The sequence below is a fragment of the Leisingera aquimarina DSM 24565 genome, assembly GCF_000473165.1.
Classification (GTDB): domain Bacteria; phylum Pseudomonadota; class Alphaproteobacteria; order Rhodobacterales; family Rhodobacteraceae; genus Leisingera; species Leisingera aquimarina.
The window spans coordinates 977,378-996,408 of the sequence record NZ_KI421504.1 but is presented as its reverse complement, the minus strand read 5'-3'; the positions used below and the strand labels follow the sequence as shown (position 1 = coordinate 996,408).

Here is a 19,031-nt window from a genome sequence, read left to right as displayed (position 1 = left end):
GCAGGTCATATGAGCGTCAGACCCGTTCAATGATCTTCTCCCCGAACAGCCCCTGCGGACGGAACACCAGGAACAGCAGCGCCAGCACATAGGCAAACCAGTTCTCGGTGGCGCCGCCGACCATCGGGCCAATGGCGAACTCGAACAGTTTCTCGCCCACACCGATGATCAGCCCGCCGACAATGGCGCCGGGGATCGAGGTGAAGCCGCCCAGCATCAGCACCGGCAGTGCCTTCAGCGCGATCAGCGACAGCGAGAACTGCACACCGGACTTGGTGCCCCAGACGATGCCTGCGACCAGCGCCACAAAACCGGCAACCGACCAGACCAGCACCCAGATGAAGTTCAGCGAGATGCCGACCGACAGCGCCGCCTGATGGTCATCCGCCACCGCGCGCATCGCCCGGCCCTGCTTGGTGTACTGGGCAAAACAAACCAGCCCCGCCACCAGCAGCGCCGCAATCACCGTCGCCACGATGTCCAGATTGTCGATAAAGAAGCCGTAGCCGAAGATGTTGAAAGTGGTCTCGTCAATCCACAGGTTGATGCCCTGCGGCAAGCCGACGTCCAGCGTCTTGATTTCAGATCCCCACATCAGGTCGGCCACGCCTTCCAGGAAATAGGCCAGGCCAATGGTGGCCATGAACAGGATGATCGGCTCCTGCCCGACCAGATGCTTCATCACCAGCACCTGCACCAGCCAGGCCAGCAGCACCATCACCCCAACTGTCAGGGCAATCGCCAGCACGCCTGGAACGTTCCAGCCGAAATGGGTGATATGGCCGCCAAAGACCGCGTTGATGATATGCGCAAAGGGAACCTGCCCCTGCATGATCCCCACCAGCGTCATCGCCGCAAACAGCGCCATCACGCCCTGGGCATAGTTGAAAATGCCGGAGGCCTTGTAGATCAGCACGAAGCCCAGCGCGACCAGCGCGTACAGAACGCCTGCCATCAGGCCGTTCAGCGTCACTTCCATCGCAAAGACGAGTTGTTCGGGCATTAGAGGCTCTCCTCGGAATTCTGCACTGCGGCGGTGCACAGGCGGTGCACAGGCGGTGTATGGATGTCACCCTGCCGGGGCCGGGTGTTGCTGCATTGCAACTCAGTCATGGCTGACCCCCAGATAGGCGTCGATCACATCCTGGTTATTGCGCACCTCATCCGGGGTGCCGTCACCGATTTTCTTGCCGTAATCCATCACTACGACGCGGTCCGAAAGATCCATCACAACGCCCATGTCGTGCTCGATCAGGGCGATGGTAGTGCCGAATTCGTCGTTCACATCCAGGATAAAGCGGGACATGTCCTCCTTCTCCTCGACGTTCATGCCGGCCATCGGTTCATCCAGCAGCAGCAGCTTTGGTTCCGCAGCCAGCGCGCGGGCCAGTTCGACCCGTTTCTTCAGGCCATAAGGCAGCCGAGACACCGGGGTCTTGCGGATGTGCTGGATCTCCAGAAAGTCGATGATCCGCTCCACGACCTCGCGGTTTTCGGTCTCTTCCTTTTCCGCCTTACCCTTCCACAGAGCCTGCGAAAACAAGCCTGTTTTCATATAGTTGAGCCGTCCGGTCATGACGTTGTCCAGCACGCTCATGCCTTCGAACAGCGCGATATTCTGGAATGTGCGTGCGATGCCCTGGCGGGCCACCTCATAGGGGCGCATCTGCGGGCGCTTCTTGCCGTGAAACAGCACTTCGCCTTCCTGCGGCACATAGAAGCCTGAGATCACGTTCAGCATCGAGGATTTGCCAGCCCCGTTCGGGCCGATGATCGCGCGGATCTCGCCCTCGCGGATGTCAAAGGAGATATCCTTGATCGCCACCACACCACCGAACCGCAGGGTGATGTTCTTCATCTCCATCACCACACCACCGATAGTGCGGCCGTCTTCGGTGACATAGCTTAAGGAATTGTCAAGCATAACAACGGCCTCCATTATTCTGCCACATAGAAATTTTAAGGTTTCCATGCGATACTTGTTCAAAACGAGCAGCAAGGAGACCAAAACAATGTTTGGCGAACTTGAACATTCCTGCCTTCTGAAGATGGCCGTCGAATGCAAGCAGATGGGCCTCAGTCAATCCGAAAGCCTGACCTCGATCATCGAGCAGACACACGGGTTCAGCTCTCCCTTCAAGATCCAGCAGGTGGTCAACACGGCTTTCAATCCCGGCCTCAATCCCGACTTGATCTGAGATCCGCCCGGCCTGCCCGGCACGGGGCAGATTTTTCTCCGGAGATACGTGCATCATTCCGCGGCCACCTTGTGAACCGCAGCCGGTTTCACGTCCGCATCGACAATGGTCAGCGTCGCGCTGATGGACCCTTTGCGGCCGTCCTCATAGGTCACTTCCGTGACAGTCGAGACCTGCTCCGAGCCGTCATAAAGTGCGGTGATGATGTCGTCGAATTTCTCCTCAACGATGCGGCGGCGCACTTTGCGGGTGCGGGTCATTTCGCCGTCATCCGCATCCAGTTCCTTGTGCAGAACCACAAAGCGGTGGATCTGGCAGCCTGACAGCATCGGGTCTTCCGCCACCGATTGGTTCACCGCCGTCACGTGCTCACGGAGTGACTCCAGAACCTGCGGATGCCCGGCCAGTTCCTGATAGGATGCATAGGCGATATTGTTGCGCTCTGCCCAGTTTCCAACTGCTGTAAGGTCAATATTGATGAAGGCCACGCAGCGGTCTTTGCCATTGCCAAACAACACAGCTTCCAGAATGTCCGGGTAGAATTTCAGCTTGTTTTCAACATACTTGGGCGCAAACATCGCACCATCTGCCATCTTGCCCACATCCTTGGCACGGTCGATGATCCGCAGATGGCCGGAGCCTTCTTCAAAGAAACCGGCATCGCCGGTGGCTACCCAGCCCTCAGGATCTTTGGTTGAGGCGGTGGAGTCCGGATTGTTGAAATACTCCACAAACGTGCCGGGCGAGCGGTAGTAAATCTCGCCATTGTCGCCGATCTTGATCTCCACCTCCGGGGCAGGAACACCCACGGTATCGGCGCGCACTTCGCCATCCGGCTGCACAGTGATGAAAACTGTGGCCTCGGTCTGGCCGTAAAGCTGTTTCAGGTTGATGCCCAACGAGCGGTAAAAATCAAAGATCTCCGGCCCGATCGCCTCCCCTGCGGTATAGCCGACGCGGATGCGTCCATAGCCCAGTGTGTCTTTGAGCGGACCATAGACCAGCACATTGCCCAGCGCGTATTTCAACCGGTCCATCAGGCCAACTGGTTTGCCGTCCAGAATGTCGCCGCCGACCTTTTTCGCATGCGCCAGGAAATGGTGGAACATCTTGCGCTTCAGCGCGCCGGCGTCCTCCATCCGGATCATCACATTGGTCAGCTGGCCTTCGAACACCCGCGGCGGAGCGAAAAAATAGGTCGGACCGATTTCGCGCAAGTCGGTCATCATGGTGTCAGCGCTTTCCGGGCAGTTCACGCAGAAGCCGCACCAGTAGGCCTGGCCAATTGAGAAGATAAAGTCACCCACCCAGGCCATAGGCAAGTAGGACAGGATGTTCTCGCCCAGGGTCAGATGGTCGAACTCAGCCGAGTTTTTCGCGCTTTGGATCACATTCCGGTTCGAAAGCACCACACCCTTGGGCTTGCCGGTAGTGCCGGAGGTGTAAAGCATTACGCAGGTGCTGTCATAGGTCAGCTTGGCTTGACGCGCCTGCAGCTCGCCGGTCAGCTCGTCACGCGCCGCGCGGCCCTGATCCTGGATATGGCTGAACTCATGCAGTTGGGTATGGTCGTATTTCCGCATACCGCGCGGGTCGAGATAGATCATATGCTCGAACTGATGCAGCTGATCCTGGATCTCGATCACCTTGTCGGCCTGCTCCTGATCGCCCACGATCACGAAGCGCGCGCCGCAATGGCCCAGCACATAGGCCATCTCCTCGGCCACCGCGTCCTGATAGAGCGGTACCGGCACGGCACCCACCGCCTGCGCGGCAACCATCGACCAGTAGAGATAAGGGCGGTTGCGGCCGATGATAGCGACAAAATCGCCCTCATTCACGCCAAGGTTGATGAGGCCCAGCGCCAGTGCCTCGATTTCCTTTGCCGCCTCGGCCCAAGTCCAGCATTGCCAAATGCCGAATTCCTTTTCCCGGTAGGCCGGCGCGTCTGCGAATTGCGCCGCATTGCGTTGAAGCAGCGCCGGCAGGGATTGCATCCCTTCGGCGCCCATCTGCATCTGAGCCAACTTTCTTTCCTCCCTTTCCGGCGTTCCTGCCGGACTGACCGCTGCCCGCGGTTCTGGCCCCGAGTAGGGACGTGCAAAGAATAGCCCGTCAACTTTTTCCTGATGTTTTCCCAAATCTTACGAATTGTAACAACGCTGTTCCCCTTGTTTTACCGGCTGTTACGCAAGCTGCCGTGCCACCGGAAACACAAAATCCTTCAGCGCTCGGAAACACGACGGGGCAAAGCGCGCGGGATGCGCACGAACGGGCCGGGATTCGAATCAAACACAGCGGGCAGGCGCTTCAAGTTCCACATCGGATGCCCCATTTTCCGCTCACTGCGTCCAGTAACCCTATAGGCGATTGCTGTTCTGACGCGACGGCATGGCCTTCTCCCGCGGCTGAATGGCAATTTGCCCCGCACCCACCACGGTGCTAGCCATGAAGCGGGGAGAACCATGAACCGAACAAGCAAGCCGCACGCCGCCATGACTACCGCCGGGCTGAACTTGATCGCCCAGGCGCTGTCGATCTATGACAACGATCTGCGCCTGGCGGTCTGCAACAGGCGTTTCCAAGAGATGTTCTCTCTGCCCGATCACCTGGTGCAGCCGGGGGCGCCCTTTGCCGACACCATCCGTTTTCTAGCAGAAGCCGGTGAATATGCGCCGGAAACAGATATCAAGGACATCGTGCAGAACCGGGTCGATCAGGCACTGGATTTTGTGCCGCATTACCTGGAGCGTGAACGGCCCAACGGGCAGATGATTTCGATTGAAGGCTCGCCATTGCCGCAGGGGGGCTGGGTCACTGTCTATACCGACATCACCCGTGCCAAACAGGCTGAACAGCTGCTGCGTTCCCGGTCCGAGGAACTTTCGGAAAAGCTGATCACTCATACCGAGGAACTATCCGCCGCCAACCGCCAGTTGGAGGCCACAAATACTGCCCTGGAAGAGGCCAAGCGCCAGCTGACCGAGATCGAAGGCCGCACCCGGCTGACAACAGAGATGATGCCCGCCCATATCGCCCACGTCGATGCGGACGGTTTTTACACCTATACCAACCGCCGCCTCAGCTCGGTGTTTCCCAGCCGCCCCTCTGAAATCCTGGGCATGCATATCGCAGACGCGCTGGGAAAGGCTGCTTTTGACCGGATTGAGCCGCATTTGCTGGCCGCCTACAAAGGCGGCAGCCCGGTATTCGAGTTCACTGAAAGCCACGGCAGCCGCCGCATCCGGGTGGCCTTTACCCCGGACCAGCACGGCGGCGTTTATATACTGTCGATGGATGTGACCGAAGAAACCCAGACCCGGGTTGCCCTGCAGCAGGCGCGCCGCCGCGAGATGGCGGCGCAGATGACCAGCGGCCTGGCACATGATTTTTCCAACCTTCTGACCATTATTCTCGGAATGCAAAGCAAGCTGGAGAAAATGGGGCTGAGCAGCGAGGCAACCGAACTGGTCCAAGGCACGCTTTCCGCTGCAAAGCGCGGCGGCCGGCTGCTGAGCCGGATTGCCGAAATGACGGGCCAGCGCACCTTGCGCCCGCAGGCGGCCGACATGCATGCGCTGCTGGGTGAATTGAAGATCCTCGCCTCTCCCTCTCTGCCGCAGGGGATTGGGCTAAGCATCCTTGATAACATGCCGGACGAGGTGCTGCTTTTGGACAGCGGCAAGCTGCAGGATGCACTTTTGAACCTGATCCTGAACGCCCGCGACGCTTGCGGAACTTCCGGCCAGATAACTGTCAGCGCCCACGCAGTCGGGCAGACCTGGGTGGAAATCACGGTGACTGACAGCGGCCCCGGTTTCTCCCCCGAAGCGCTGGACAAGGCGTTGAATCCTTTCTTCACCACCAAAGGCAGCGAAGGCTCCGGTCTTGGCCTGCCAATGGTTTACGACATGGCCAAACTGGCCGGCGGCGACATGCGGATCAGCAACACCCAAACCGGCGCTTCAGTCACCCTGCGCCTGCCCTACCGATTGGCGCCTGACGCCAAAGGCGGCATGGCCCTGCTGGTCGAGGACAGCCAGGAGCTGCGTGCCGCCTTTCGCGATATGCTGATTGATCTTGGCTACTCGGTTATCGAAGCGGCCAGCGTGGACGAGGCCAGCGCGCTCACCGCTGATTTGCCGGACATCGCGCTGGTGCTCTCCGACATCAAACTGGAGGGAACTGCCACCGGCATAGACCTCGCTACCCGGCTGGACGGCTCAAACCTGCCTTGCATCCTGATGACGTCCCTTCCCGTCAGCGATCCATTATTCCGCAAGGCCTTGAAATGCAGTCCGGTTTTGCGCAAACCATTCACCACGCACCAATTGTCCGCGCTGATCAAACCGGAGCCTGCCGCATGACATCGCCCTTGGTCACCATCCTGGATGACGAGCCGGAAATCCGCCGGATCCTGACTAACACGCTGGAGGACGCAGGCTTCCGCACCCAAAGTTTCGCCCGCGCGCGCGAGTTTGAGGCCGCTCTGAACCGGATGACACCCGATGTCTGCCTGGTAGATCTGTCACTGCCCGACACGGATGGGCTGGCATTGGTGCATCGGCTTGCACTGGAACAGGGCGCGGCGGTCATCATCATCTCCGGCCGCGCCCAGGTGCAGGACCGGGTGACAGGGCTGGAGCTGGGAGCTGATGACTACATCACCAAACCGTTTGATCCGGCCGAAGTGGTCGCCCGTGTCCGCGCCCGTCTGCGCAGCGCCCCCCGCACAACTGCTCCAGCCAGCGACACCGCCCGTTTCTCCGGCTGGATCGCGCATTTCGACCGCTATGTGCTGGAGGATGACTCAGGCAGCGAAACCCCGTTTTCCCATGCCGAGGGCGAAGTTCTGCGGTTGTTCCTCGACAGCCCCAAACGGCTGATCTCCCGCGCTCAGATGCAGGAAGCGCTTGGCGGTGCGGCAGGTGAAAGCTTTGACCGGGCAATGGATGTGCGCGTCTCCCGCCTGCGCACCAAGCTGCGCGAAGACCCCAAGAACCCTCGTCTGATCAAGACGATCTATGGCGCAGGCTACATCTTTCTGGGCGATGTGGATTGGGGCTGACCCTGTTCTGGTAGAAAACCAATTTGCCTGTGCTACGCTCTTTCATCCAGGTAAGAGGTTGAAAGAATACGCAGCTGCAGTATTTCACCACCCTTGTCCATTCCGGCTACGCTGGCGTTCGCCGTGACGGCGCTGTCTTCCGCGCTCATAAGCCTCACATTTGCCAACACGGCACAGAGTTTCTTGCCGCAGCGAATCACTTGGCATAGAATCAAACCATGGCCACCTGTCTGCTCTACCGCCAAGCCCCTTCCCACCCGTCCCGGTTCTACCGCATTGAGCTGGCGATGAACCTGTTTTCCGAGGTCTCCGTGCTGCGCGAATGGGGCATAGCCGGCGGCAACGGGCAAAGCGTCATCAACATCTATGGCAATCTGCGCGAGGCTTCCCTGGCCGCCGACAGGCACCGCAACCGGATGCTCAAACGCGGCTACGGACGGGGCTGACCGCGCCGCGCCAGCGGCGCCCGGCCCAACTGTGAGAGGACATCCCGCAGGATGTTCGGGAACAGGCGGGAGAACCCGCCGGCAAATCACACAGCCAACGCCCGGGCAGCGCGATCCAGCACCTGCAGGCCCAGAACCAGATCTGCCTCCGCCGTATCCTCGTCAAAGGCATGGCTTATGCCGCCGATTGAGGGCACAAACAGCATTGCCGCAGGCATCACCGTCGCAAGATTGGCCGCATCATGCAAAGCACCCGACGGCATCTTTTGCCACATGCCCGGTGCAAGCGTCTCGGCGGCGGCACCCAACTCCGCCTGAAACCGGGCATCCATCGCCGCCGGTTCTAAGCCCATCACCGGGCCAAACTCAGATGCCACACTGTGATCGGCCGCGATCTCCTGCGCTATCTCCTTGATGAGCGTTTCCATCCGCGCCAGCCGGACTGCATCAGCATCGCGCCATTGCACGGAAAATTCGACGCGCCCAGGCACAACAGAGGACGCATTGGGATGCAACGCCACATGACCGATAGTCCAAACTGTGGCAGGCGTCACCGCATTCGCGAAGCGGCTGTTCAGCGCCGTGTTGAAGGCCGACAGAGCCTGAAAGGTATCCCGGCGCAGGTGCATCGGCGTGGTACCGGCATGGTTCTGACGTCCAACAAACGTGATCCGCATGTCCCGGATGCCGACGATATCAGTCACCACCCCAAGCTTCACTCCGGTTTCCTCCAGATACGGCCCCTGTTCGATATGCATCTCCAGAAAGCCGCTGAACCGGTCGTGCGGCAGGAAATCCCCGGCCAGATCCGTCATCTGTGCCCGCATGTCCGCAAGCGTGTTGCCTTGAGTGTCTATAAACCCGTCCGCCTCCGCCAGCGCCAGCTTGCAGGTCCAGACATCCGAGCCGGTTAGCACTCCGAACCGCCCCTCCTCATCCTGAAAGCTGACGCATGAGATGGGCGGCCCGCCATCCTCCTTCGCGGCGCGGGCAATCTCCAGCCCGGCCACAACGCCCAGCGCGCCGTCCAGCCAGCCGCCTTCGGGCTGGCTGTCGCTGTGCGACCCCACCAGCAAGCTCTTCTCTCCGGCCAGTCCGAACAGGTTGCCGAGCGGGTCGAAATGCGGCTCTAAACCAGCATCTTTCATTCGTTGGGCCAGCCATTGGCGCGCGACAAAGTCCGCATCTGAGTAGGCCTGCCGCACCACTCCCCTACCTACGCCCGACGCGCCAAAACTGCGGAGCATGTGCAAGTCGCCGGTAAAGCGCTGAGGGTCGAGGGGCATGCCGAGTCTCCAAATTGACAGAGGCACATTGCGCCATGTTTCGACAGCTCTCAACGAATTTGATCAGTGCAGCGCCAAGCCTGCCCTTCCCTCTGCCCGGAACCTCCCCTAAGACTTCCTCGGTAACTACGGAGCCGCCTGCCCATGTCCCACATCACGTTGATCCGCCACGGCCAGGCCAACACCGGCGCCCGGGACGAGGCCAGCTATGACCGTCTCAGCGATCTGGGCCATCAGCAGGCAGCCTGGCTGGGTGACCACCTGCGCGCCAGCGGCAGCCATCATCCGCGCGTCTATTGCGGCACGCTGACCCGGCATATCGAAACCGCTGCCTCGATGGGCTTTGCAGCTCCGGCGCAGGACGAGCGGTTGAACGAGATGGAGTATTTCACCCTCGCCGAGGCGATGCGCGATCAGCACGGACTGCCGATCCCGGAAGAGCGCGAGGGCTTTGTCGAGCATCTGCCAAAGGTCTTTGCCGCCTGGGCAGCCAGCGATATTGCCGAGCCTTACGAAAGCTGGGAAGCCTTCGAGACCCGCACCCGCCAAGCGCTGGACGACATCGCAGCAGGCGACGGCCCGGCGCTGGTGGTCACCTCCGGCGGGCTGATCTCGATGGCGCTGCGTCAGGCCATGGGGCTGGATACCGCGGCCATGGCCCGTGCGGCGCTGGCCATCATGAACACATCCATGCACCGGCTGTTCCCCATCGGCGGCCACTGGAGCCCGGTTTTGTTCAACGCGGTGCCGCATCTGGAAGCGCCGGACCGGCATTTTGCCCAGACACACCTTTGACGTCCGAACGGGAGGATAAGATATGCAGCTCTATTACGCCCCCAACACCATTTCGGTGGCCGTGGCCATCGCCCTGGAAGAAGCCGGGATCGAGTATGAGACGGTCAAGGTCGACTTTGCCGCCAAGGAACAGAACGGCGCCGCCTATGCCCAGATCAACCCCAAGGGCCGGGTGCCGGCGCTGGCGGTCGAGGGAGGCATCCTGACCGAAACCGGTGCGCTGCTGGAATACATCGCCGACATGGCCCCGGAGGCGTCCTTGCGCCCGCAGGACCCGGTGCTGCTGGCCCGCATGCGCGAGGTGATGTTCTACCTCGCCTCCACCATGCATGTGAACCACGCCCACATGCGCCGGGGCCACCGCTGGGCCAAGGAACGCTCCAGCTGGAAAGACATGCAGAAACTGGTGCCCCAGACCATGGCCGCCTGCTGCGACTATCTCAGCCAGGCCGGCCTGCGCGGGCCCTTTGTGCTGGGAGACGCGGTCAGCATCGCCGATTGCTACCTCTATGTGATCTGCACCTGGCTGGAAGGCGACGGCGTGACCATTGCGGACTTCCCGAAAATCCAGAACTTCATGACGGCAATGGAACAGCGCGAGTCAATCCGCGCAGTCTATGCCAAGGGAATGCTTTGAAGGACATGACGATGACGCATCTATGGGTACGGGCAGAACAGCGCCCCAATGAAGAGCGGGCGGGCCTGACCCCCGAAGGCGCCAAGGCACTGCTGGACGCCGGCATCAAGGTCACGGTCGAGGAAAGCTCGGTGCGGGCGATCCCGCTGCAGGGCTACATTGATGCAGGCTGCGAAATCGCGCCGGAAAATTCCTGGCCCCAGGCGCCGGCGGATGCGATCATCTTCGGCCTCAAGGAACTGCCCGAGGACGGCACCCCGCTGCCCCACCACCACATCATGTTCGGCCACGCCTTCAAGGGCCAGCACTCTGGCAAGGCGCTGTTGGAGCGCTTCAAGGCCGGCGGCGGCACGCTCTATGACCTGGAATACCTGGTGGACGAGGCCGGCCGCCGGGTTGCGGCCTTCGGCTATTGGGCGGGCTATGCCGGTGCGGCAGTAACGCTGAAATCCTGGGCTGCCCAGCAGCGCGGCGAGCTTTGCGGCCCGGTCGGCGTCTACGGCGGCAAGGATGCGCTGCTGACGGATCTCGGCGCGGAACTCGACGACCTGAACGCTGACCGCCCCTCCGCCATCGTCATCGGCGCACTTGGCCGCGTCGGCACCGGCGCTGCCGACCTCTGCGAGGCGATGGGCGTTCAGGTCACCAAATGGGACATGGCGGAAACCGCAAGCGGCGGCCCGTTCCCGGAAATCCTGACCCATGACCTGTTCCTGAACTGCATCTTCGCCCGCCCCGGCACCCCGGTCTTTGTCCCCCGCGAGGCGCTGAGCGCAGACCGCAAGCTTACCGCCATCGGCGATGTGGCCTGTGACCCGGACAGCGATTACAACCCGGTGCCGGTCTATACCCAATCCACCACCTGGGAAGCCCCCGCCCTGCGCGTCGCCGAAAACCCGGCGCTGGACGTGATGGCGATCGACAACCTGCCGTCGATGCTGCCGGTGGAAAGCTCCGAGGACTACGCCGCCCAGCTACTGCCCTCGCTGCAGACACTGACCGATCTGACGTCCGGCGTCTGGGGCCGGGCAGAAGCCACATTCAACGAACATCTTCCGGGCTGAATGCCGCCGGAACCAAGCAAGGGAGAACTCTCATGACAATTCACTGGTGCGGCACCGGCCTCTCCGCCATTCCCGGCCTGCGCCGCCTGCTGGAAGCGGGCCACGACGTGGCGGTCTGGAACCGGACCGCCGATAAGGCCCGCGAGGCGGTGGGCGACCTGACCACCAACATCCACGCCTTCAGCATCGCCAACCTGGGCCAGATGCTGAGCCCGAAAGACGTCATCGTCTCGATGCTGCCGGGCGACTGGCATGTGCCGCTGGCCGAACTGGCGATCGAGCACGGCGCGCATTTCGTCTCCTCCTCCTACATCGCGCCGGAAATGCGCGCGCTGGACCAGAAAGCCAAGGATGCCGGCGTCTGCCTGATCAACGAAGTCGGCCTGGATCCGGGCATCGACCACCTGATGGCGCATGCGCTGGTCGCGGACTACAAGGCCTCCGAGGCCTATGACGCGGACAACGAGATCAGCTTCATCTCCTACTGCGGCGGCATCCCCAAGACCCCGAACCCGTTCCGCTACAAGTTCAGCTGGTCGCCGCTCGGGGTGCTGAAAGCGCTGCGCTCGCCCTCCAGGTCGATCCGCGATTTCAAGGAACTGGACGTTGCCCGCCCCTGGGACGCGATCTCCTCCTACGAGGCGCCGCTGCCCAGCCCGGAAAGCTTCGAGGTCTACCCGAACCGCGACTCGCTCCCCTTCATGGCGCAGTACGAGTTCGGCGAGGACTGGAAGGTCAAGGAATTCGTCCGCGGCACCCTGCGCCTCAACGGCTGGTCTGACGCCTGGGCAGATGTGTTCAAGGAGGTCGAGACCCTCACCGGCCCCGAAGGCGACGCCCGCCTCAAGGAAATGTCGGACCAGTTCTGGACCGAGAACGCCTATGACGAAGGCGAGCCGGACCGGGTGGTGCTCTGCGTTGGCTTGAAGGCGGAAAAAGACGGCGCCGCGGTCTGGCACAAAACCTATGTGATGGACGCCTGGGGCGACGACCGCGGCACCGCAATGGCGCGTCTGGTCTCCTATCCGGTGTCTTTCGCCATCGAGGCGGCCATGAACGGCAAGATCGCTGCCGGCGTGCACGCCGCGCCCAGCGACATGGGCCTGGTCGAAAAGTGGATGGGCGAGATCGGCAAACTGGCCCAGCACCTAGAGGCCGTCGATAGCAAGGCCTGATGGTTGCTGGAAACAACAAGGGGCGCCGGATTGCGGCGCCCTTATACCTTTTAATCCGGTGCGACCCCTAGCGGCCGATCACATCATCTTCAACATCGTTCACGTCAATCCCCAGCGCCTCCATACCAGCCTCAAGATTGTCAGCCAGATGCGGTGTGCCGAGCAGATAATCGACAGTTGGCGTGGTAGCTTCCTGGCGGGCGGTATAGATCGCCTCGCCCAGCTCCTCCGGCTCGAAACTGCCGCGGCCGACCCACATGATGCCAACCAGTTCGGACTGCTGGTCCTCACCCATCCGGTCGATAAAGGCACGCAGCTCGCCCTCGGCCCGGCCCAGCTCCCGGGCCATCATCGCCACCTGTGCCACCTTACGGGCTGAGATCTCCAGCATAGCTTCATTCCTTCTGTTCGCTGCCTCAGCATATCAAACAGCAGGCCAAACGCCTAAGTCTTTGATCTGTGGCAAATGGAGAGGTGCCTAGCCTTGCGTCTTTCCGAACAGCTCGAGTCCGCTGCGGCGTCCGCGCAAATGCTCCGCCGGCAGCTTTGTCCAGCCGCCGCGCGCGGGCTCCGTCCCGGATTCCTGTAGCAAGGCTGCAGACGCGATCAGCACCATGCCATTCGTCTTGGTCAGCTGTTCCAGCCGCGCCGCAGTGTTCACAGTGTCTCCGAACACGGAATACTCCAGCCGTGCCTGTGTGCCTGTGACACCTGAATACACCTCGCCCCAATGCACTCCGATCCCTGCAGCCAGGCCGGTTTCTCCAGCGGTTTCCCGTTCCTGGCGCCAATCCTCCATCTCCGCAAGCAACCCTTCGGCGCAATCCAGCGCCCGCGCTGCAGCCCGCTCTCCCTCGAACAGGATCATCGCTGCGTCGCCGATGTATTTGTCGATCAGCCCGCCGGTCTGACCCGCCGCCTTTTCGACACGGGTACGGAACTCGGTGATCAGGCTGCTGACATCTTGCGGCTCGCGGCCCTCGCACCAGCTGGTGAAGCCGCGGATATCAATGAATAGGATCGCCATTTTCTGCTGGCGGCCTTCCTGCAGCGCCTCCAACCCGCCGCCGGCAAGGCGGCCCGCCATCTGGGCCGGCAGATAGCGAGTCAGATTGGCCTTCTGCCGCGTTTCTTCTATGGAGCGGTGCAGCAGTCCCCTCATCCGAAGTGCTGCAACCATCAGCACCAAACCGGCCAGCGCCACCATCAGCACCCGCATCAGATTGGGGGGAGTGGCCATGGCCAGATGCACCCGCTGCATGGCAGCGTCAGAGACGATCGCCGGTTCCCACAGTACCAGCCACAAAAGTCCGGCCGCAACCAGCAGCACTTGGTATCCCAGCAGCAGCGGGTTGAAACGCAACACGCCAAAAGCCAGGATCAGCGGTGCCATCCAGGCCGAAGGCATGGCAAAGACAACTTCACCGGATAGCCCGGAATTCACCAAAGACAACCAAGAATTCAGGAAAAGAAAGACACCGTCCGCGGTCACGGCAGCCCAGATCATCCAGTGCCGGAACACGCCTTTGCGGATAGCCGCGAAACTCAGGCCTCCAACCGCCATGTAAGCCAGTATGGTTGCCGCGGCCAAACCAACCTGGTGCCAAAGGTAATCCTGGTCCACCGTCTGCACCGCATCAACCGCCAGCACCAGAGCTGCCAGCAGCCCGGCGGATACAACAATCCGCAACAATGCAACAATGCGCTCCGCCTCGACCTCGGCCGCACGCAGCAGCGCCGCCTCGCCCGGGTTGCCCCTGCGGAATGCGGACGGAAGCCGCACTTACTCCTCCGCCAGCAGCGCCACCTGGCGCGGCTCGGTTTCAACCTGGCCGGGATCCTCCAGCTCTGCGCCTTGCGCGACAACGCCCATCGCCTCGAATTTGCGCGCCGAGGGCAGCACACGGGCTTCCAGCGAGCCGACAGCCTTGTTGTAGTTGTTCACCGATGACGACAGTGACTTGCCCACCGAAGCGAGGTTCTTGGAAAACGTCGCCAGCCGGTCATAGAGTTCCTTGGCAGTCTTTTGGACTTCGACCGCATTTTCCGCCATCTTCTCCTGCTGCCAGCCATAGGCAATGGACTTGACCAGCGCCATAAGGGTGGTTGGCGTGGCGATCAGCACCTTGTTTTCAAAGGCATATTCAATCAAACTCGGATCTGCCTCTGCCGCCGCGGACACAAAAGTCTCACCGGGGATGAACATCACCACAAAATCCGGCGTTTCTTCCAGCGCGCTTTGATATGATTTCGACGCAAGCTGACGCACATGGGTTTTCACGTGGCTCGAATGGCGCAGCAGTGCCTCCTGCTGCTGATCGGGTGTCTCCGCTTCCAGCGAATCCAGATAACCCTCCAGCGGGGTCTTGGCGTCCACCACGATGCTTTTGCCGCCGGGGATGCGCACTATCGCATCGGGGCGGCGCAGCCCGTCATCGGTGCCGACGCTTTTCTCCAGCTCATAGTCAACATGCTCGGCCATGCCGGCCATCTCGAATACCTGGCGCAGCTGCATCTCACCCCAACGGCCGCGGGTCTTGGGCGCGCGCAGCGCTTGCACCAGCTTGCGGGTCTCGCCGCCTAGCGCGGCTTGGCCATCGGCCAAATGTTTCACCTGCGTCTGGATCGCGCCATAAGCCTCGTTGCGGGCCTTCTCGATTTCCTTAATCCGCTCACCAAACTGGCCGAGTTTCTGATCCAGCGGCTTCACCAGCCCCTCGATGGCGGCATGGCGCTTGGCCAGATCCGCATCCGCCGATTTGCTGTGCGCCTGAAAGCGTTCGCTGACCAGGCTCAGGAAGTTTTCCGAGTTCTGCTTCAGCACGCCAGAGGCCAGCGATGCAAACTTGTGTTCCATCTGCTGGTTCATGTGGCTGAGCTCTTCCAGCCGTGCCGCATGCTCGGCCTTCAAGGCCTGCACCTGCGCCTCGGCCTGATAGCGGGCGGCGCGTTCGTTTTCGCCGGTGCGGCGCAGCGTTGTCAGCTCATCGTTCAGTTCCGGCAGCCGCTTGAGCTCCGCCCGAAGCCCGGCCGCCTCCTGGTTCAGACCTGCATTGGCATGTTCCAGCTGCCGCGCTGCCCCGCGTAGACGCAATCCTGCCAGGGCAAAAACCGCGGCCAGCCCGGCCAGCGCGTAAATGACCCATTGGGTCTGTTCCAGTGTCACTGCTCGTCCTCCCTTTACCGGGGGTTCTTGTTCAGGTGCGCCCGAACAGGCGCTCGATATCTGTCAGTTTCAGTTCCACATAGGTGGGGCGGCCATGGTTGCACTGGCCGGAATGGGGCGTTGCCTCCATCTCCCGCAAGAGCGCGTTCATCTCCTCGCCCCGCATCCGCCTCCCTGAGCGGATCGAGCCATGGCAAGCTACCCGGCTCAGGATTGCTTCGATCTTGGCTTGCACCAGCTGGCTTTCGCCTTGGTCCGACAGCTCATCCAGAATGTCCTTGAGCATCGCCTCGGCATTGACCTCGCCCAGGATCGCCGGGGTTTCGCGCACGGCAACGGCATTGCCGCCAAAGGGCTCGATGCCAAGGCCGAACTTTGCCAGCTCCTCCGCCACGCCCAAGAGGCAAGCACAGTCATTGTCGCTGAGCTCGACAATCTCCGGGATCAGCAGCGCCTGTGCGGCGACGCCGTTCTCGGCCATCTGGTGTTTCAGCTTTTCATAAACCAGCCGCTCATGGGCGGCGTGCTGGTCAACGATGACCATGCCGTCGCGGGTCTGGGCGATGATGTAGTTTTCATGCACCTGACCGCGTGCCGCACCCAGCGGCAGGGCTTCGGCCCCGGGCGCATCCGAAGCCTGACCCGGGGCCATTGGAGCCACGGGCACCTCTGTGACCTGCCCGCTGAAGGCTCCCTGCAATTCGGCAAAACCCGGCGATGGCGGCGCATCCAAGGGAGACGCCTGCGGCAAACCGGGGGATTGCGCCGCGTAAGCACTGCTGCGCGCGCCCAGCGACGGCCGGTCCATCTGATAGATCCGCGGCGCGCCGGTGGCCGTGGGCTGCTCCGGCGTCATCGCCCCAAGCGTCGCACCGGCCACTGTGGTTGAGGCGCGGTGCCCGGCCTCTGCCAGCGCATGGCGCAGGGCAGACACGATCAGCCCGCGTGCCAATCCGGGATCTCGGAACCGCACCTCGGATTTGGCGGGATGCACATTCACGTCGACCAGCTGCGGGTCGCAATCGATGAACAGCGCCGCCGCCGGGTGCCGGTCGCGGCTCAGGAAATCGAAATAGGCCGCCCTGAGCGCGCCGGTCAGCATCTTATCCTTCACCGGGCGCGTGTTCACGAACAAGAACTGCGCCACCGCCGCCCCGCGCGAATAGGTTGGCAGCGCCGCATAGCCATAAAGCCGGATCCCTTCGCGGGTGGCGTCGATCTTCAGTGCGTTTTCGGAAAATTCACGCCCCAGCACCGAGGCCAGCCGCCCGTGCAGCGCGTCGAACAGATCGCCCGGCAAGGGGTCGGCACGGAAGGTCACCCGCCCCTCGCCGCCGCCCGTTTTTCCGCCAGAGACATCGCGCAAGGTGAAGCCAACCGAAGGCTCCGCCATTGCCAGCCGTTTCACCGTGTCAGAAATCGCCTGGCTCTCGGCCCGGTCCGTACGCATGAACTTGAGCCGCGCCGGGGTGGCAAAAAACAGATCGCGCAGTTCGACAATGGTGCCTGCCCGCAGCGCCGCCGGTTTCACTGGCTCCAGCCTGCCGCCCGACACCCGGATTTGCGCCGCTTCATGCCCTTCCGCCCGGCTGGTGATCGTCAGCCGCCCCACCGCGCCAAGCGAGGGCAGCGCCTCGCCGCGGAAGCCAAAGGTATGGATATTGAGCAGGTCGGAACCGTCAATCTTGGAGGTCGCATGACGGCTCAGCGCCAGCGGCAGGTCTTCCGGTGTCATGCCGCAGCCGTCATCCGTCACCCGGATCAGGGTCTTGCCGCCATCGGCGATCTCCACCGTGATGCGGGTAGCGCCAGCGTCAATGGCATTTTCCACCAGTTCCTTGACCGCCGAAGCGGGCCGTTCCACCACCTCGCCGGCCGCAATCCGGTTGATGGCGCTGTCATCCAACTGGCGGATAATCGGGCGCGTATTTTCGCTGATATGGGGTTCTGCACTGCTCATACCGCTAAATTTAGCATGTAAGGACGATTCTGCCACTGGAATGCGCGGAGCTTGCCCACAAGAAGCGTAAAAGACGAATTCTTACCAGATGCCCCCGTTCATTCCAGTTCACGGAGTGTGCATTCCGGCAATTTCACATATTTTTTGTCCATTCAGTCAAAAAACCTGCTCGTCCCCTTGGCGTTTGCTTGCCAATATGCCGCACCCGTGCGAATTTCGCACGGAACTCTGCTGAGGACTCCCCGAATGGAAAGCCAAATCGCTGAACGAAGCGCGCAGCTGCCGCAGCTGGCCGAACCGCGCAATCCGGGCATCGCGCTGGACCTGGACTGGGTCGCCGCCGTGCAGGCCAATACATCGGCCATCGAACGCCGCTGCGCCACCCTGCCGGGCCGCCGCAGCGTGAAGAAAGACCATCAGGCTGCCTGGCTGCTGAAGGCCATCAGCCTCATTGACCTCACCACGCTCTCCGGTGACGACACCGAGGGCCGTGTCCGCCGTCTGTGCGCCAAGGCCCGCCAGCCGGTCAGCCCTGGCGTTCTGCGCACTTTGGGGATGGAGAGCCTCACCACCGGGGCGGTCTGCGTCTATCACGACATGATCCCCACCGCCGTCAAAGCGCTGGAAGGCACCGGCATTCCGGTTGCCGCAGTTTCCACCGGCTTCCCGGCCGGCCTGTCGCCCTTCCACCTGCGGCTGGCGGAGATTGAGGAAAGCGTCAAGGCAGGCGCTGAGGAAATCGACATCGTGATATCGCGCCGCCACGTGCTGACCGGCAACTGGCAGGCGCTGTATGACGAGATGAAAGCCTTTCGCAAGGCCTGCGGGGATGCTCATGTGAAGGCGATCCTCGCAACCGGCGAGCTGGGCAGCTTGCGCAATGTGGCGCGCGCCTCGCTGATCTGCATGATGGCAGGGGCCGATTTCATCAAGACCTCCACCGGCAAAGAAAGCGTCAACGCCACCCTGCCTGTCAGCCTGGTGATGATCCGGGCGATCCGCGACTATTACGACCGCACCGGCTATCGGGTCGGCTACAAGCCCGCTGGCGGTATCTCCAAGGCCAAGGATGCACTCGTCTATCTGGCGCTGATGAAGGACGAACTGGGCGACCGCTGGCTGCAGCCCGATCTGTTCCGCTTTGGCGCCTCGTCACTGCTGGGCGATATCGAGCGTCAGCTGGAACACCATGTCACCGGGGCATACTCCGCCGGCTACCGCCATTCCATGGGCTGA

At 61.9% G+C, this 19,031-nt stretch carries 17 protein-coding genes; 9 read left to right on the top strand and 8 right to left on the bottom strand.

What is annotated here, in order from left to right; genetic code table 11:
* Positions 1-16: 16 nt before the first annotated feature.
* On the bottom strand, positions 17-1,003 hold the full coding sequence (locus tag AQUI_RS0108835) for a branched-chain amino acid ABC transporter permease (RefSeq protein ID WP_027257202.1): 987 nt from the start codon (positions 1,001-1,003) through the stop codon (positions 17-19).
* A gap of 102 nt (positions 1,004-1,105) precedes the next feature.
* Complete coding sequence (locus AQUI_RS0108830; RefSeq protein ID WP_027257201.1) at positions 1,106-1,924, bottom strand: ABC transporter ATP-binding protein; 819 nt, start codon at positions 1,922-1,924, stop codon at positions 1,106-1,108.
* Between the two features lie 88 nt (positions 1,925-2,012).
* On the opposite strand from AQUI_RS0108830, the gene AQUI_RS0108825 reads away from it, so the two are divergent.
* A complete protein-coding gene (locus AQUI_RS0108825; protein ID WP_027257200.1) occupies positions 2,013-2,198 on the top strand; it encodes a hypothetical protein in 186 nt (61 codons plus the stop codon).
* A 53-nt stretch (positions 2,199-2,251) separates the two neighbouring features.
* Here the strand turns inward: AQUI_RS0108825 and AQUI_RS0108820 are convergent, their stop codons facing one another.
* Complete coding sequence (locus AQUI_RS0108820) at positions 2,252-4,216, bottom strand: AMP-binding protein (protein WP_035919874.1); 1,965 nt, start codon at positions 4,214-4,216, stop codon at positions 2,252-2,254.
* A gap of 447 nt (positions 4,217-4,663) precedes the next feature.
* Between AQUI_RS0108820 and AQUI_RS0108815 the strand changes: the two genes are divergently transcribed.
* From AQUI_RS0108815 to AQUI_RS0108800, 3 genes are all read left to right on the top strand, one after another.
* Positions 4,664-6,565 carry a hybrid sensor histidine kinase/response regulator gene (locus AQUI_RS0108815; RefSeq protein WP_027257198.1) on the top strand — a complete coding sequence of 634 codons (1,902 nt, stop codon included), beginning with the start codon at positions 4,664-4,666 and terminating at the stop codon, positions 6,563-6,565.
* Complete coding sequence (locus tag AQUI_RS0108810) at positions 6,562-7,266, top strand: response regulator transcription factor (protein WP_027257197.1); 705 nt, start codon at positions 6,562-6,564, stop codon at positions 7,264-7,266. The genes AQUI_RS0108815 and AQUI_RS0108810 overlap by 4 nt, the downstream gene beginning before the upstream one ends.
* A 218-nt stretch (positions 7,267-7,484) precedes the next feature.
* Entirely contained in the window at positions 7,485-7,712 is a 228-nt protein-coding gene (locus AQUI_RS0108800; protein ID WP_027257196.1) for a WGR domain-containing protein, read from the top strand.
* 86 nt (positions 7,713-7,798) lie between these two features.
* Here AQUI_RS0108800 and AQUI_RS0108795 read toward each other — a convergent pair whose 3' ends face one another.
* Entirely contained in the window at positions 7,799-8,998 is a 1,200-nt protein-coding gene (locus tag AQUI_RS0108795) for a hydantoinase/carbamoylase family amidase (RefSeq protein ID WP_027257195.1), read from the bottom strand.
* 144 nt (positions 8,999-9,142) lie between these two features.
* Here AQUI_RS0108795 and AQUI_RS0108790 point away from each other — a divergent pair, with 144 nt between their 5' ends.
* From AQUI_RS0108790 to AQUI_RS0108775, 4 genes are read left to right on the top strand one after another with little or no spacing between them, the layout of a single operon-like run.
* A complete protein-coding gene (locus AQUI_RS0108790; RefSeq protein WP_027257194.1) occupies positions 9,143-9,793 on the top strand; it encodes a histidine phosphatase family protein in 651 nt (216 codons plus the stop codon).
* A 22-nt stretch (positions 9,794-9,815) separates the two neighbouring features.
* A complete protein-coding gene (locus AQUI_RS0108785; protein ID WP_027257193.1) occupies positions 9,816-10,430 on the top strand; it encodes a glutathione S-transferase family protein in 615 nt (204 codons plus the stop codon).
* An 11-nt stretch (positions 10,431-10,441) separates the two neighbouring features.
* Complete coding sequence (locus AQUI_RS0108780) at positions 10,442-11,494, top strand: saccharopine dehydrogenase (RefSeq protein WP_027257192.1); 1,053 nt, start codon at positions 10,442-10,444, stop codon at positions 11,492-11,494.
* Between the two features lie 32 nt (positions 11,495-11,526).
* On the top strand, positions 11,527-12,669 hold the full coding sequence (locus AQUI_RS0108775; protein WP_027257191.1) for a saccharopine dehydrogenase family protein: 1,143 nt from the start codon (positions 11,527-11,529) through the stop codon (positions 12,667-12,669).
* Positions 12,670-12,736: 67 nt separating this feature from the next.
* On the opposite strand, the gene AQUI_RS0108770 is transcribed toward AQUI_RS0108775, so the two are convergent.
* The 4 genes from AQUI_RS0108770 to mutL all read right to left on the bottom strand — a co-directional run bounded on the left by AQUI_RS0108770 (position 12,737) and on the right by mutL (position 17,795).
* A complete protein-coding gene (locus AQUI_RS0108770) occupies positions 12,737-13,060 on the bottom strand; it encodes a DUF3775 domain-containing protein (protein WP_027257190.1) in 324 nt (107 codons plus the stop codon).
* Between the two features lie 87 nt (positions 13,061-13,147).
* Positions 13,148-14,452: an adenylate/guanylate cyclase domain-containing protein gene (locus AQUI_RS0108765; RefSeq protein WP_027257189.1), complete on the bottom strand. Its 1,305-nt coding sequence runs from the start codon at positions 14,450-14,452 to the stop codon at positions 13,148-13,150.
* Positions 14,453-15,835, bottom strand: coding sequence for a DNA recombination protein RmuC (locus AQUI_RS0108760; RefSeq protein ID WP_027257188.1), 1,383 nt, complete (start codon positions 15,833-15,835; stop codon positions 14,453-14,455).
* A 31-nt stretch (positions 15,836-15,866) separates the two neighbouring features.
* Positions 15,867-17,795, bottom strand: a complete 1,929-nt coding sequence (gene mutL / locus AQUI_RS0108755; protein WP_027257187.1) for a DNA mismatch repair endonuclease MutL — start codon at positions 17,793-17,795, stop codon at positions 15,867-15,869.
* 246 nt (positions 17,796-18,041) lie between these two features.
* On the opposite strand from mutL, the gene deoC reads away from it, so the two are divergent.
* Complete coding sequence (gene deoC / locus AQUI_RS0108750) at positions 18,042-19,031, top strand: deoxyribose-phosphate aldolase (RefSeq protein ID WP_027257186.1); 990 nt, start codon at positions 18,042-18,044, stop codon at positions 19,029-19,031.